Genomic DNA, 15,964 nt, shown 5'->3' on the forward strand with positions numbered 1-15,964 from the left:
CGTCACCCGGCCACCGCGCACCACACCTTCCGCAGAAGCTCACGCCGCTCGGCGCCTTCCGGGGCGCCGAGCAGCGTGGGCGGATGCAGCGAGACGGACCGCACCCGGGCCGACACCGCGCCGTCGAACCGCCGGACGGCGACACTCTGCCGTGCCGTCGAGGCATCGCCGGGGTGGACCAGCACGCAGGTCGGCGGGTCACCCGACGGCTGCCGGGCCAGAGCGTGTGCGTAGAGAGCGGCCTGGTAGAGATCCGACGGGGCGAACTTCCTGTCGTCGTACAGCTTGTACTTGAGGTCCACGGGCAGCCGCAGTGACACCCCGTCGACGGTTCCCGACAGCAGAAGGTCCGGGCGCACCTCTCCGTAGGAACGCCCGGTCCGCTCGTCGAACAGGACTCCCCGGTGCCGTGACTGCTCGCGCACCGCCCATCCGGTGCCTGCGGCCGCCTCCCGCAGCACCCGGGTGCCGAACGCCTCGAACAGGGCGTTCATGTCGATGAGCAGGGCCCGCGAGGCGAGCGGTCCGGCGGCGAAGAGGCCGTCGATACCGCCTCCGGAGAGCAGCAGGGCCGCCCAGCGGTGGGCACTCCGGTAGTGCGCGTTGTGCCGGTGGTGGTCGAGGCTTTCCCACGCGGTGCGGAAATCGCCCAGGGGCGTGGGGGCGATCTGCGCGAACCGGGCGGCGGCGCGGCGCGCCCGGGCACGCACGGCGGACGAGTCGGCGGTGCGTGCGGCGAGGTCGACCGCCGCGGCGCACAGCCGGTTGTCCACGATGTCGGCGTCGTGCTCGTCGAAACGGCAGGCCAGCCGGTCCACCCTGCCGTGGTGGCGCAGCAGCTGCCGGTCGACGAGGAGACGGCCCCGGACGGCCGGGAGGTCGTCCTCGATCGTGACGTAGTCCCGGCGTGCCCCGTGGGCCAGGATGCGCTCGCACTCCTCGGTCACCAACAGCGCCACCAGATCGCGCAGGTGAGGGGCGCCGCCGAGGACGGTGCGTGACGCGTCCAGCGTGCCGTCCCGGCCGGCCGCGTATTCCAGCATGCGCAGTACGTCCAGTTCCGTGCCCAGGTACTTAGGGCGGATCCGGATCTCCAGGGCGTCCAGCCGCAGAACCCCCACGCAGGCGCCCGCGGTCACCTCCAGACGCTCGCCCGCCAGTTCCCGGATGTGCACCCGGGCCGAGAGCTGATCGTTCTCGCACCGCGCGCGGTCGGCCGGTCCGAGGCGCATCCCCGACACGATCCGCGTCTGGTGTTCGCGCAGCTCCAACGTCCGCACCGGTCTACTCCGCCGCTCCGTCCATGACCTGGAACTCGCTGTAGAGGGCTTTGACCAGTCCCTCGTCGCTGAGCTCCCGCACCGTGTGCGCCACGGGGTCGACCAGCCCTTCACCGAGGAAGGACGCGAGCAGGGAGTAGTCGTCGAACGCGTACTCCTGGAGCAGCGGCAGGATCTCGTCACGGACGATCGCGGCCAGAGCGGACACCGAGTCGACCGGGGCGCCGTTCGGGAGGAAGAACGCCTGTCCGATCTGCTTCTCGCGGTCGAGGTGGGTGCGTACCCGTTGATTCAGTCCGTCGAGCAGGTCGGCCAGATGGAGCTGTTCCACGTGACAGCCCTGCAGAGGACCGGAGTCGGGCAGTTGCTCCAGGAAGGCGAAGCGACGGCGCACGGCCGCGTCCAGCATCCGGATGGAGCGGTCGGCGGTGTTCATGGTGCCGACGAGACACAGGTTCTCCGGCACGGAGAAGTGCTCCTGGCTGAGCGGCAGCAGCACCCGGTGGCCGCGTTTGTCCTTCTCCAGCAGCGTGATCAGTTCACCGAAGATCTTCGGCAGGTTCCCGCGGTTGAGTTCGTCGACGATCACCAGGTAGGGATGCTCGGGGTCGGCTGCCGCTGCCTGGCACACCCGCTTGAAGACCCCGTCGACCAGGTCCAGGACGAGACCGTCCCTGCCCGTACCGCCCTTCACCGGGCGGAAGCCTTCGACGAAGTCCTCGTAGCCGTAGCTCGGGTGGAAGGTGACCGTGGTCAGCCGCCCGGACTCCGTCAGGGCGTCGAGCGTCCGCCGGAACGGCGCGGTGCCCGGTTCGGCATAGGGGTCCACGTCCGGCAGGTCGGCCGACAGTTCCCCGAGCCAGCGCACCGCGAAGCGCAGAGCGGTGTACGTCTTGCCGGTGCCCGGAGGGCCGTACAGCACCGCCTGGCCCCGCCGGTCGAGCGCATCCGCGAGGGTGGACAGCGCACCGTCGAGGGGTTGGGCGGCAGCGGTGTCGGCAGGGTCCGGCACCGCATCGTCATCGAGGGCCGGCGGTGCGGACTTCGCGCGCCGGATCCTGTTCCACAGGGAGGCGGGCACGTCCTTGACGGTGACGGTCGCCCACGACCGCTCCGGTTCCTCCAGCCGCCCCGCGTGGCTCTCCTCCCACTCCACCTGCACGGTGTGCCGGAACTCCGCACGGTCCTCACGCCACACGTAGCCGTCCCCGACGATCCGGCCCACGCCCAGAACCTCGCTGGTGCCCCTGTTCGCGACGACGAGGTCACCCGGCCGCAGACTCAGCAGCTTCCACAACTCGTCGGCCTTGCTCGCGATCCTGGACCCGTTGCCGTGGTACTTCTCCGCGTACGCGGAGCTGAAGGCCGCCTGGAACTCGTCCTTGTCCGCGTACGACCGCAGGTCCGCCACGTCGTCCCAGCCGACCGCGACATAGCCGCCCGCACGGCACTCGCCCCACACCGAGCCGTCCCCGCCCGGGGCGACCTTCACGATCTGCCGGGTCCGGAACGGATCGGCCCACCAGTACAGGAAGAGCACGACCAGGTCGTACGACCAGCCGCGGAAGCGTTCGTCGGCGTCGATGACCTCCTTGAGCCGCGCCAGCATGGCGAACCGCTCCAGTTTGGGCGCAGGTTCCCCCGTCAGCCGTTGCAGGAAGTGGCGGACGACGTCGTTGCCGTACACCGGCAGCGAGACGTCCGGCGCGTAGATCCGCAGGGTTTTGGCGACCAGGGAGGGTCCCGAGCGGATCGCGTCGATGGTGTCGATGTCGGCGATCCGGCCCTCACGTGCGGCGGTCACCGCGGCGATGATCCCCGCCCGCACTTCCCGCCAGGCCTCCTGCTCGTCGGCGTAGCGCGCGTCGTGCCACCAGGAACCGTCCCGGCTGCGCCGGTAGATGAGGTGCTTGGCCGAGGAGCCGCCCGCGATGGTGCCCAACGCCTTGGTGCCGAACTCAAGGAGGTAGCAGTAGGGGCGGGTGCGGGCGCTGTCGCCCTGGCCCAGGGCGTAGCGCTCCAGCGGCAGGGTGGGCCAGTCCTCCCAGGGGAACTCCTCGTTCACCTGCCGCGCCGCGGCCTTCATGGCGTCCAGTTCCCCGGCGCGGCCGTCACGGTCGAAGGCCGCGACCGCCTCGTCCAAGGGCCAGGGGCGCATGGTGGCGGCCTGGCGCGGTGAGAGGGGGCGCAGGACGCAACTGCAGACGCTGACGAGCGGCTGGCCGTTTCCGCCGAGCAGCTTGACGGACCGGGCGAAGTCGGCACGGCCGTCGAGGTCGTGGGACGGCGCGGAGTCGATCAGCCGACGCCACAGCAGCCGCTCAGGGTCGGGGAAGCGGGAGAGCCGGTGGCCGTCGGTGAGGTGCCCGCACCCGGGATCGTGGTGGATCTTGCGGCCGTACTGGGGGAGGATCACTTCCCCGGGTGACCGGGTGAGGGCGTAGTCGCGGTTCTCGAAGGTGACCGTCACCTGCTCGTGCTCATCCGTCATGACGTCCTCCCCTGGTCCCGGTGGCCCCCGCGGCCGGTCACTCCTCGTGCTGTCGTGCTCCCCGACCGTATCGCGCGACGGCCACGGACAGGGCCTGGAGGAGGATCATCGACAGACACCAGCTCCCCACCACGTCCAGCGGCCAGTGGTAGCCCCGGCGCACCAGGCCGTACGAAGCGCCCAGGATCAGGACGCCGCACAGCGCGACCAGCCCTCGCCGTACGGCCGGTGAGCCGAGGAGGGGGAGGAGCAGCAGGGTCGCCGCGCCGTAGGCGACGACGGCCGTGGCGGTGTGGCCGGAGGGGTAGTAGCCGGTCGCCGGGGGGACGGCGGGGGTGCCGGGGCGGTCGGTCCAGGCCTTCAGCGGGGCGACCAGGACGGGCACCAGGATCATGGCCGCCGCCCCGGCGGCGGGCGGGAGCCACCAGCGGTCCCTGCCGGTGGCGCGCAGCCGCCACGCCGTCACGGCCAGGGCGAGCGCCAGGACGGGCACGGCGACCTCGACGTTGCCGAGGTCGGCGAGGAGTTCGGAGGCCCGGTCGGGACGGAGCAGCGCGTCGCTCAGGCGCTCGTCGAGGTCCAGCAGCGGACCGTCGGCGAGGACCTGCCAGGTGATCAGCAGGAAGAGGACGAGCGGCGGGACCAGCGGCAGCATGCGGGACAGCTTCCCAGGCGGGAGGGTGCGGGCGCACCGGAGGGCCGGCGCAAAGGGGGGGTGTGCGCCGGCCCTCCGGGGAACGGCTTGCCGTGTCCGGTGCCCGGACGGCCGTCCGGACCGGAACGTCGCGCGCCCCGGGGGGTCTGGGGCGGGCGACCGTCCGATCGTGAGGAGACCCGGGGCCCGCGGGCCCCGGTGTGTGCGCGAGGGCACGACCAGGTCGAAGCTGGGGAGGCCTCGGCCCGAGCCGCCCACAGTCCCCTGTGGGCGGGGTGTATCTCTCATCCGGGGAGAAACCTACGGCAGGGGGTGGCCCGGCGACAGGGCCCACGGGCTCCTGTCATCCACCCCGCACACGTTCTTCACACGCTCTGCCGCCGTCCGGATCCGGACGGCGGGGGCGGCGGGCCCGGGCGGCCCACCTGCCCCGCCGTCCGGGTCAGACGCGGGCGAGGGCCTGCTCGATGATGTCGAGGCCCTCGTTCAGCAGGTCCTCGCCGATGACCAGCGGCGGCAGGAAGCGCAGCACGTTGCCGTAGGTGCCGCAGGTCAGGACCAGCAGGCCCTCCTGGTGGCAGGCCTTCGCCAGCGCGGCCGTCGCCTCCGGGGCCGGCTCCTTGGTGGCGCGGTCCTTGACCAGTTCGACGGCGATCATCGCGCCGCGGCCCCGGACGTCGCCGATGACGTCGAACTTCTCCGCCATGGCGGTCAGGCGGCCCTTCATGACCTCCTCGATCCGCTTGGCCCTGGCGTTGAGGTCCAGCTCCTTCATCGTCTCGATGGCGCCGAGCGCACCCGCGCAGGCCACCGGGTTCCCGCCGTAGGTGCCGCCCAGGCCGCCGGAGTGCGCGGCGTCCATGATCTCCGCGCGGCCGGTGACCGCGGCCAGCGGCAGACCGCCCGCGATGCCCTTGGCCGTGGTGATCAGGTCCGGGACGATGCCCTCGTCCTCGCAGGCGAACCACTGGCCGGTGCGGCAGAAGCCCGACTGGATCTCGTCGGCGACGAAGACGATGCCGTTGTCCTTCGCGAACGCGCTGATCGCCGGCAGGAAGCCCTTGGCGGGCTCGATGAAGCCGCCCTCGCCGAGCACCGGCTCGATGATGATCGCCGCGATGTTCTCCGCGCCGACCTGCTTGGACATCTGGTCGACGGCCTGGGCGGCGGCCTCCGGGCCCGCGTTCTCCGGGCCGGTCGGCCAGCGGTAGCCGTAGGCGACCGGCACGCGGTACACCTCGGGCGCGAACGGGCCGAAGCCGTGCTTGTACGGCATGTTCTTCGCGGTCAGCGCCATGGTCAGGTTGGTGCGGCCGTGGTAGCCGTGGTCGAAGACGACGACCGCCTGCCGCTTCGTGTACGCGCGGGCGATCTTCACGGCGTTCTCGACGGCCTCGGCGCCGCTGTTGAACAGCGCGGACTTCTTCGCGTGGTCGCCCGGAGTCAGCTCGGCGAGCGCCTCGGCCACGGCCACGTAGCCCTCGTACGGCGTCACCATGAAACAGGTGTGGGTGAAGTCGGCCAGCTGGGCGGAGGCGCGGCGGACGACGGCCTCGGCGGACGCGCCGACGGAGGTCACGGCGATGCCGGAGCCGAAGTCGATCAGACGGTTGCCGTCGACGTCCTCGATGATGCCGCCGCCGGCGCGCGTGGTGAACACGGGCAGCACGGAGCCCACGCCCTGCGCGACCGCGGCGGTACGGCGGGCCTGCAGCTCCTGCGACTTCGGGCCGGGGATGGCGGTGACGACGCGGCGCTCCTGCGGAAGTGCGGTCATGCGGGGCTCCTGGGGGTGTGACGGACGCTCGTGGCTTCTTTTCCCGCAGGCTAGGACGGGGGGAGAAGACCGGGCATGCTCCATGTGGGCGTTGTCCGGGGGTCCGGGTTGTCCGTGATGGACATACCCGCCGGGGACCGGCCGTGCCGACGCGGCGCGGCGGGGCGGTCCGGCCGAACCCGGACCCCGGCCGTGCCGTCGGTGGACGGCGCCTGTCGGGGCGTTAGATTGACGTGTCTGTAGGCGGACGAGGCGGCTGCTCAGGGGGCAGGGGCGATGGACAGCGAGGGTACCCAGGACGCGCGGGGCACGCAGGCCGGTTCCGTGCCGCGCCCGGCGGGACCACCTCAGGTACCGGCGGCGCCACCGCGCCCCGCGCACGCGCCGGGCGCGGGGCCGCCCCCGGACGGCTCCGCGTTCCTCGCCTGGCTGCGCACCGCGCGCCCGGAGACGCCTCCCGGCGTCTGGCGGTTCGGCCACCGGCCCCGCCCCGAGGAGGAGCCGGAGATCGTCCCCGGCCGCCAGCTGTTCAGCGGCGCGCTGATCGCGTTCCTCGTCGGCTGGCTGATCTGGTCGCTGCTGTGGAACGGCTACCTCGGCGGCTGGTGGCTGCTGCCGCTGTACGCGATGGTCCCCGACTCCTGGGCCGAGCCGCACAGCTTCGCCGCCGTCGTGGTCGTCTACGCCTACTACGTGCTCATCGCCGGGATCATCATGGTCGGCGTGGGCCGGCTCGGCCGCTGGGGCGAGATCTGGCGCCGCTACGGCCCGCCCGCCTGGCGCCGCGCCGGCGGACGGGCCGAGCCCCCGCCCGCCCCCGAGGAGGACCCGGCCGCCTGGCCCGCGCTGCGCGCCGCCGGGGCCGTCGACGCCGCCGAGCGGCTCGCCTCCGACGCCCGCGCCGGGCTGATGCGGGACGTCGACCACGCCCGCATCGCCCGCGCCTGGCAGGGCGTGCGCTCCGGCCGGCACAGCCTCGCCGCCTTCACCGGGGCCGTGCTGAAGGACGGCGCCGCCGCCTGCCCGCACCCGTCCGGCGTCCGCGACCTGTCCGTCCGGCAGGCCCGCCACGACCTGCTCACCGGCCAGGTGCGGCTCGGCACCACCGCCGACGACCCGCGCAACCCCTACGCCTACCGCGGCGCCGGCCTGGCCCTCGGCCCGGACCTGCTGGGGACCTCGATGCTCGCGGTCGGGCCGGCCGGCTCCGGCAAGACCGGCGGCGTGGTCCGGCCGGTCGCCGAGTCGCTGTGCCTCCAGGCGCTGGCCGGACGGACCGCCGTGGTGGTGGTCGGCGCGGCCGGCGCGGGCCTCGGCCCGTCCGACGCCTACGACGTCGTCGTCCGCATCGGCAGCCCCGACTCCGTCCACGACCTCGACCTGTACGGCGGCACCACCGATCCCGACGAGGCGGCGGCCGTGCTCGCCGAGGCGCTGGTCGGCGACCTCGCGGACCCGCACCCGGGCAGCGACACCCGCCGCTCCACCACCGTCCTCGCCCAGCTCCTCGGGCCGTTCCGCGCGGTGCACGGCCGCTTCCCGTCGGTGCCGGAGCTGCGGCAGCTGCTCGACGGCGCCCCCGGCCCCCTGGCCGCCCTGCGCCAGGGCCTCCAGGACGCGGGCCAGGAGTCGCTGCTGCGTGAACTCGACGCCCGTGAACGGCAGATGGGTCACCCCGGTGACGTGGGCGGGATCCTCGCCGACCGGGTGGCGTTGCTGGACCGGCCCGCCTTCGCCGGCTTCTTCGACACCTCGGGGCAGTCCCGGCCGTTCTCCCTCAAGGCGCTCGACCACCCCGTCCGGGTGCGCGTGGACCTGCCCGAGCGGGGCCACGCCGACGCCTCGCGGATGCTGGCGCGGCTGGTCCTCGCCCAGTTCACGGCGAGCGTCACGGTGCGCGAGGACCGCTCCCTGTTCGCCTGCCTGGTGCTGGACGACGCCACCGGCGTGATCACCCCCGAGTCCGTGCGCGGCATCCAGCGGCTGCGGTCGGCCAACGCCGGCGTGCTGCTCACCCTGCGCACCCTGGACGACGTGCCCCGTCCGCTGCGCGGCCCGCTGCTCGGCGCGACCGGCTGCCGCATGGCGCTGTCCGGCGTGACCCCGTGGGACGGGCAGGACTTCGCCGAGGTGTGGGGCAAGGAGTGGACCGAGGCGCGGGACGTCACCGACCGGCAGATCATCGCCGACAGCCCGATGGGCAAGGCGGTGCACGCGCTGCGGCGGGCGATCACCGGCAAGGCGCCCACCGCGCGGGCGGTCACCGTGCGCCAGGTCGAACGCGAGCGCTGGTCGGCGTCCGAGCTGGCGCACGCGGTGCCCGCGGGACACGCGGTGCTGTCGCTGACGAACGTGAAGGGGGAGCACGCGCCTCCGCTGCTGGTGGACCTGCGGGAGTGAGCGCTCCCGGCCGCCGGGGACCGTACGGTGAGGCAGAATCGACACAGGTCGTTCATACGAGACGGCCAAATGATCACCGTTCTTGCACACCCGATCACCGATCCGAAGGCTCACCGCCCCGATGCCCCCGACGCTCGCCTCGCTCGTCCACCACTCCGCGCTCAAGTTGGCCGTGCGCGCGGGGGAGGACCGCCTCGACGCGCCCGTCCGCTGGGCGCACGCCAGCGAGCTCGCCGACCCGGTGCCGTACATGGAGGGCGGCGAGCTGCTCCTGATCACCGCGCTGAAACTCGACGCGGAGGACCGGGACGCGATGCGCCGCTATGTGAAGCGGCTGGCCGGGGCGGGCGTGGTCGGACTCGGCTTCGCCGTCGGCGTGCACTACGACGACATCCCCGAGGCGCTGGTCGAGGCCGCGAAGGAAGAAGGGCTGCCGCTGCTGGAGGTGCCGCGCCGCACCCCGTTCCTGGCGATCAGCAAGGCCGTGTCCGCCGCGATCGCCGCCGAACAGTACCGCGCGGTCACCGCCGGCTTCGCCGCCCAGCGGGAACTCACCCGGCACACCCTCACCGACGGCCCCGAGGGCCTGCTCGCGGCGCTCGCCGCCCAGGTCGACGGGTGGGCCGCCCTGTACGACGCCTCCGGCGCGGTCGTCGCCGCGGCGCCGGACTGGGCGGGCCGGCGCGCCGCCCGGCTGACCGCGGAGGTCACGCGGCTGCGCGAACGGCCCGCCCCCGCCTCGTCGGTGGTCGCGGGACCGGAGAACGAGGACCGGGTCGAGCTGCACTCCCTCGGCACCGGACGCCGCCCCCGCGCCGCGCTCGCCGTCGGCACCGCGTCCGCCCCCGGCACCGCCGAGCGCTACGCCGTGCACTCCGCCGTCGCGCTGCTCACCCTCACCACCGAACGCTCCCGCTCCCTGCACGCGGCCGAACAGCGCATCGGCGCGGCCGTGCTGCGCATGCTGCTCGCCGGGGAGCCGGACCACGCCCGCGCGGTCGCCGGGGACCTGTACGGCGGCCTGCTCGACGCGCCGTTCCGGATCATCGTCGCCGAGACCGGCGCCGCCCCCGCCGCCCGTGCGCAGGGCGACGCGGGCACCGACGCCCTCGGGGCGCTCGCCGAGGTCGCCGAGTCCGCCGCAGCGCGCTCCGGCGAGGCGGTCCTCGTGGTGCCGGAGGGGGACCGGCTGGTCGTGCTGGCCGCCGACGGCGGCACCGTGGTCGGCGCCTGCTGCGACCACGCCGCCGCGCGGGAGGCGGCCCGCAGGACGAACGACGACGACCTGGTCGTCGGCCTGTCCGCACCGGCCGGCCCGATCGCCGCGTCCGCCGCCTACAAGCAGGCGGAGCAGGCGCTGTCCGTGGCCCGGCGACGGGGCCGGGTGCTGGTGGAGCACGAGCAGATGGCCGCCGGCTCCGTGCTGCCGCTGCTCGCCGACGACGCGGTGAAGGCGTTCGCCGACGGGCTGCTGCGGGCGCTGCGCGACCACGACGCGACCGGCCGCGGCGACCTCGTCGCCTCCCTGCGCGCCTGGCTCTCCCGGCACGGCCAGTGGGACGCGGCCGCCGCCGACCTCGGCGTCCACCGCCACACCCTGCGCTACCGCATGCGCCGCGTCGAGGAGATCCTCGGCCGTTCCCTGGACGACCCGGACGTCCGCATGGAGCTGTGGCTCGCGCTGAAGGCGACGGCCGCGGACACCGCCTGAGCCGCGGGGCCTGCCCGGCGGGTGCTGCCGAGGACGCGGCGTCGTCGGCCGCCGCCTCCGCTCCCGGCTTCGCCTCGGCAGGGGGGTCTTCATCGCGTCGGGTGCCTTCTCCGCCTCGCGGCTGGGCGCGCCGGGTCTCGCTCACTTGTACGGCGAAGCCCTGCCATGCCCTCGCTCCCGGCTCCGCTCGGCTGGGGGACCCTCATCGCGTCGGGTGGCTCTTTCCGTTTCGCGGCCGGATGCGCCGGACCCGGCTCGCCTGCCGGACGAGGTGCTGTCGGCGTCCCGGCTCCCGGCTTCGCCTCGGCAGGGGGGGCTTCATCGCGTCGGGTGCCTTCTCCGCCTCGCGGCCGGGCGCGCCGGGTCTCGCTCACTTGTACGGCGAAGCCCTGCCATGCCCTCGCTCCCGGCTCCGCTCGGCTGGGGGACCCTCATCGCGTCGGGTGCCTCTTTCCGTTTCGCGGCCGGATGCGCCGGACCCGGCTCGCCTGCCGGGCGAGGTGCTGTCGGCGTCCCGGCTCCCGGCTTCGCCTCGGCAGGGGGGTCTTCATCGCGTCGGGTGCCTTCTCCGTCTCGCGGCCGGGCGCGCCGGGTCTCGCTCACTTGTACGGCGAAGCCCTGCCATGCCCTCGCTCCCGGCTCCGCTCGGCTGGGGGACCCTCATCGCGTCGGGTGGCTCTTTCCGTTTCGCGGCCGGATGCGCCGGACCCGGCTCGCCTGCCGGGCGAGGTGCTGTCGGCGTCCCCGCTCCCGGCTTCGCCGGACCGGGGGCACCTCACGTCGAGTGCCTCCGCCTCGCGGCCGGACGCACCGGATCCCGCTCGCCTGCCCGGCGAGGCGCCGCCGACGTCCTCCGGCTCGATCCGCCGGACATCCCCTGACGTCCGGCCCCGCCCGAACTGCCAAAGTGGCACGGAGTTCCGGGGCAGTACTCCGCGCCGGACAAACGCCGGGCCGTCGCGCCGCACCTACCGTGGAGCCCGACAACCCACGTACACCTCCTCCGCGGAAGGGCCGGGACCTCATATGACTTCCACCCACGCCTTCTGGCTCGCCGGCCGCCGGGCCACCGGCGAGACCGCCTTCGACGTCACCTCCCCCTGGGACGGCCGGGTCGTCGGCGCCGTGAGCGTGCCGACCGACGCCCAGGTCGAGGAGGCCGTGGCCGCCGCGTACGCCGTGCGGGACGAGTTCGCCGCCACCCCCGCCCACGTCCGGGCCGCCGCCCTGGACCACGTCAGCCGCCGGCTGGCCGAGCGCACCGAGGAGATCGCCGAGCTGATCTCCGCCGAGAACGGCAAGCCGATGAAGTGGGCCCGCGGCGAGGTCGGCCGGGCCGTGTCCGTGTTCCGCTTCGCCTCCGAGGAGGCCCGCCGCTTCAACGGCGGCGAGGCCCAGCGGCTCGACACCGACGCGGGCGGCCAGGGCAGGCTCGCCCTCACCCGCCGGTTCCCGAAGGGCGTCGTCCTCGGCATCGCGCCGTTCAACTTCCCGCTGAACCTGTGCGCCCACAAGGTGGCCCCGGCGATCGCCGCCGGCGCGCCCATCGTGCTGAAGCCGGCGCCGGCCACCCCGCTGTCCGCGCTGGTCCTCGGTGAGCTGCTGGCCGAGACCGAGCTGCCCGCCGGCTCCTGGAGCGTCCTGCCGGTGCCCAACGACCGCATGCCCGCCCTGGTCCGGGACGAGCGGCTGCCGGTCATCTCCTTCACCGGCTCCGAGAAGGTCGGCTACGCGATCATGGACTCGGTGCCGCGCAAGCACTGCACCCTGGAGCTGGGCGGCAACGGCGCGGCCGTCGTCCTCGCCGACTTCGCGAGCGACGAGGACCTGGACTGGGCCGCGAGCCGCATCGCCACCTTCTCCAACTACCAGGGCGGCCAGTCCTGCATCTCCGTGCAGCGCGTCATCGCCGACGCCTCGGTGTACGACCGGCTGCTGCCGCGCATCGTCGCCGCCGTGGAGGCCCAGGTCACCGGTGACCCGAGCGACGACGCCACCGACGTCGGCCCGCTGATCAGCGAGGACGCCGCCCAGCGCGTCGAGGCGTGGGTGCGGGAGGCCGTCGAGGCCGGCGCCGCCCTCCTCACCGGTGGCAAGCGCGACGGCGCCGCGTACGCGCCGACCGTGCTCACCGACGTGCCGGCCGACGTGACGCTCTCCTGCGAGGAGGTCTTCGGGCCGGTGCTGACGGTGCGGAAGGTGAACGGCGAGGAGGAGGCGTTCGCCGCCGTCAACGACTCCAAGTACGGCCTCCAGGCAGGCGTGTTCACCCACGACCTGCAGGTGGCCTTCCGCGCCCACCGCGCACTGGAGGTCGGCGGCGTGGTCGTCGGCGACGTGCCCTCCTACCGCGCCGACCAGATGCCGTACGGCGGCGCCAAGCAGTCCGGTGTGGGGCGTGAGGGCGTGCGGTTCGCGATGGAGGACTACACCTACGAGCGGGTGATGGTCCTCACCGGTCTCGCCCTCTGACGGGACCTGCGGAGACCCACGGAAAGGGCCCGGCACCGACGGCGTTCGGTGCCGGGCCCTTCCCCGTTCTCACGCTCAGGCCGTGAAGTCCGCCCGCGCCACCCGCAGCGCCCCGCGCACCCGCAGCCGTACGTCCCGCACCCCGCCGGGCGCCCCGGTGACGGGCGCGGTCAGCGTGACGTACGCGTACGGGTCCGCCGTGGGCGCCTCCGGGGACAGGGAGGCCAGCACCGGACCGCCGTCGAGGGCGACCTCGACCGTGCCCGTGCCGGACACCTCCACGGACACCTCCCGCACCCCGGTCCCGAAGTCGCAGCGCCGGTAGAGGAGTTCGCCGTCCTTGCCGCCGAGCGGGGTCACCGCGTCGCCCGCCTCCTTCGTCCGGTCGACGATCTCGGTGCCGTTCTGCTCGTCGAAGCCGGCCGCCTCCAGGCCGCGTTCGACGACCGGGCGCGGACCGCCCGGCTCGCCCTCCAGCGTGACCGTGGTGCGCAGCCGCACGTCCTCGCTGGACGCGCCGGCCAGCAGTTCGTACGCCCCCGGCTCCACGCGCCACCGGCCGGCCGCCACGTCCCAGAAGGCGAACGCGGACAGCGGCAGGTCGAAGGAGAGGCGGGTGCTCTCCCCGGGCGCCAGCGTCACCCGGCGGTGGCCGAGCAGTTCGCGGCGCGGACGCGGCACCGAGGGGTCCGGGGCCCGCCCGTAGAGCTGGGCCACCTCGTCGGCCGTCACCGCGCCGGTGTTGGCGACCGAGAACGCGACCCGCACCCCGGATTCGGTCACGGCCGCCGTCAGCTCCCCGTAGGAGAAGGACGCGTAGGACAGGCCGTGGCCGAAGGGGAACAGCGGGGCGCCCTCGAAGTAGAGGTAGGTCTGGCGCCCGCCGATGATGTCGTAGTCGAGGAGGTCCGGCAGGTCGGCGTCGTCGGCGTACCAGGTCTGCGGCAGCCGCCCGGCGGGGGAGACGTCCCCGGCGAGCACCCGGGCCAGGGCCGTGCCGGCCGCCTGGCCGCCGTGCGCGGTCCACAGCACCGCCGGGAGGTCCGCCGGGTCCACCGCGTAGGGGTAGGCGGACACCAGGGTCAGCACCGTGCGCGGATTGGCGGTCCGGGCGGCGCGCAGCAGCCGCTCCTGCTGGGCGGGCAGGCGCAGGGTGGTGCGGTCCTCCGTCTCCCGCCCGTTGATGTGCGGGTCGTTGCCGGCGACCACCACGACCACGTCGGCCCCGGCGGCGACGCGGGCCACGGCGTCCTCCCCGCGCTCGGTGACGACCAGCTCGAACACCTCCGGCTCGCCCTCGGCCGCCCGCACCCCGTCCGGGGTGACCCGCACGGGGTGCCCGGTCCCCAGGTGGCGCAGCAGGTGGCCGTCGCCGTGCGGCTCCAGCCGGAACGTCTCCTGCACGATCCAGCCGCCCGGCTGGTCGGCGGAGGCGCGCAGGTGTCCGTCGTCGGCGACCGAGAGGTACCGGCCGTCCGGGGCGCGCAGCGTGAGCACGCCGTCGCCCCAGTCCACGAGGGCGAGTTCGGTGCCGTCCGGTGCGGCGGTGAGCGGCGGCAGGTCGGTGCGGCCCGCGAGCAGCGCCGGGTCGAGGGCGCCCTCGGCGCCGCGCGCCGTCTCCGGGGCGTCGGGCGCGGGCGGCACGTACAGGAAGGCGCCGGAGGAGGTGCGCAGCAGGACGCGGTCCACCCCCTCGGCGAACTCCACGCGGTCGGCGCCGAACCGTTCGTACAGGCCCTCCAGCGGGGTGGAGCGGTGGATCAGGCCGCCGCTGTACCAGTCGAGCTTGCACTCGTCGGCGAGCAGCCCGGTCACCGCGATCCGGAGGCCGGGGGCGAGCGGCAGCAGACCGTCGTTCCTCAGCAGCACGACCGCCTGCTCGGCGGCCTCCTGGGCGAGCGCCCGGTGCTCGGGGGTGTCGAAGGCCCGCTCGCCGGCGTACGGGTCCCGGTCCGGGTCGAACTCGCCGAGCCGGAACCGCACCGACAACTGCCGCCGGACCGCCGTGTCGATGTCCTCCTCGGTCACCAGGCCCTGTTCCAGCGCTCCCTTGAGCCGGGCGACGATCTTCGTGCTGTCGGTGCCGTGGTCGGTGAAGCTGTCGACGCCCGCGCGCAGCGCCGCCGCCGTGGCCTCCTCGTGCGTGTCGAAGTAGTGCTCGGAGTCGACCAGGTTGGACGGTGCGCCCGCGTCGGAGCAGACCAGCAGCTCCTCCCCGGTCCAGGTGCGCAACTGTTCGCGCAGGTAGGGCGACACGTGGTTGGGGCGGCCGTTGACCAGGTTGTACGCCGGCATCACCCCGGCCACCGCGCCCGCCTCCACGGTGGCGCGGAAGGCCCGCAGGTCGTACTCGTGCAGCACGCGCGGCCGTACCGAGCTGGACGCGGTGTCCCGGCGCGTCTCGTTGTTGTGCGCCAGCCAGTGCTTCAGGACGGGCGCGGTGCGCCAGTACACCGGGTGGTCGCCGCGCAGGCCGCGGGTGTAGGCGGTGGCGATCGCCGAGGTGAGCCGCGGGTCCTCGGAGTAGCCCTCCTCGTTGCGGCCCCACAGCGGGTGGCGCAGCAGGTTGACGGTGGGCGACCAGACGTTCAGGCCGACCCGCTCGTCCCGGGCGCGCATCGCGCGGGCCTCCCGGGAGACCGCCTCGCCCACCCGGCGCACCAGGTCCTCGTTCCAGGTCGCGCCCAGCCCCACGGCCTGCGGGAAGACGGTCGCCGGGCCCATCCAGGCGACCCCGTGCAGGGCCTCCTGGCCGGTGCGGAACGCGGCGACGCCCAGCCGCTCGACGGCCGGCCCGAACTGGTGCAGGAAACCGATCCTCTCGTCCGGAGTGAGCCGCGACAGCAGGTCGTCGATGCGCTCGGCGAACGGCAGGTCCGGGTCGCGGAACGGCGGCGTGGGCGGGGTGGGTGCGGTCACGTGGGGATCCCCTCGGGATGGAGCGCTGCGCTTTCGAAGCGCTTCGATGCTCGGTGTGGCCGTGTCAGGTGTCAAGGGATCCGCGCGCGGAGACCCCTGCGTCGTTCTGCCGTGCGGTGCCCTTGCTCTCCTGACTCCCCTCCCAAGTGATCGCACATCTGTCTCAGGAATTATCGGATCGGCTCTTGTGCGCCTCTGGGTGTTCCCCTAACCTCGCAGCACATCGAAGCGCTTCGACAGCGAGGCCGCCGTGAGGGCG

General features: G+C 74.1%; 8 protein-coding genes. 3 read left to right on the top strand and 5 right to left on the bottom strand.

From position 1 onward, the window contains the following. Window positions 1-2: 2 nt before the first annotated feature. From ACWH4W_RS13835 to gabT, 4 genes are all read right to left on the bottom strand, one after another. Window positions 3-1,280 carry an McrC family protein gene (locus ACWH4W_RS13835; protein ID WP_473076028.1) on the bottom strand — a complete coding sequence of 426 codons (1,278 nt, stop codon included), beginning with the start codon at window positions 1,278-1,280 and terminating at the stop codon, window positions 3-5. 4 nt (window positions 1,281-1,284) lie between these two features. Beyond that, window positions 1,285-3,771 carry an McrB family protein gene (locus tag ACWH4W_RS13840; RefSeq protein WP_473076029.1) on the bottom strand — a complete coding sequence of 829 codons (2,487 nt, stop codon included), beginning with the start codon at window positions 3,769-3,771 and terminating at the stop codon, window positions 1,285-1,287. Between the two features lie 37 nt (window positions 3,772-3,808). Further along, window positions 3,809-4,426, bottom strand: coding sequence for a phosphatase PAP2 family protein (locus ACWH4W_RS13845; RefSeq protein WP_473076030.1), 618 nt, complete (start codon window positions 4,424-4,426; stop codon window positions 3,809-3,811). A 442-nt stretch (window positions 4,427-4,868) separates the two neighbouring features. After that, window positions 4,869-6,203, bottom strand: a complete 1,335-nt coding sequence (gene gabT, locus ACWH4W_RS13850; RefSeq protein ID WP_473076031.1) for a 4-aminobutyrate--2-oxoglutarate transaminase — start codon at window positions 6,201-6,203, stop codon at window positions 4,869-4,871. A gap of 276 nt (window positions 6,204-6,479) precedes the next feature. On the opposite strand from gabT, the gene ACWH4W_RS13855 reads away from it, so the two are divergent. From ACWH4W_RS13855 to ACWH4W_RS13865, 3 genes are all read left to right on the top strand, one after another. Further along, the gene (locus ACWH4W_RS13855; protein WP_473076032.1) at window positions 6,480-8,603 is read left to right on the top strand and encodes an ATP-binding protein; all 2,124 of its coding nucleotides are present in this window, start codon (window positions 6,480-6,482) and stop codon (window positions 8,601-8,603) included. A gap of 121 nt (window positions 8,604-8,724) precedes the next feature. Further along, window positions 8,725-10,314: a PucR family transcriptional regulator gene (locus ACWH4W_RS13860; protein WP_473076033.1), complete on the top strand. Its 1,590-nt coding sequence runs from the start codon at window positions 8,725-8,727 to the stop codon at window positions 10,312-10,314. A gap of 1,026 nt (window positions 10,315-11,340) precedes the next feature. Next, a complete protein-coding gene (locus ACWH4W_RS13865) occupies window positions 11,341-12,786 on the top strand; it encodes an aldehyde dehydrogenase family protein (RefSeq protein WP_473076034.1) in 1,446 nt (481 codons plus the stop codon). A 75-nt stretch (window positions 12,787-12,861) separates the two neighbouring features. Here ACWH4W_RS13865 and ACWH4W_RS13870 read toward each other — a convergent pair whose 3' ends face one another. Then, window positions 12,862-15,705: a glycoside hydrolase family 3 C-terminal domain-containing protein gene (locus ACWH4W_RS13870; RefSeq protein WP_473076035.1), complete on the bottom strand. Its 2,844-nt coding sequence runs from the start codon at window positions 15,703-15,705 to the stop codon at window positions 12,862-12,864. Window positions 15,706-15,964 lie beyond the last annotated feature (259 nt).

This window comes from Streptomyces sp. DSM 120436 (assembly GCF_055778765.1).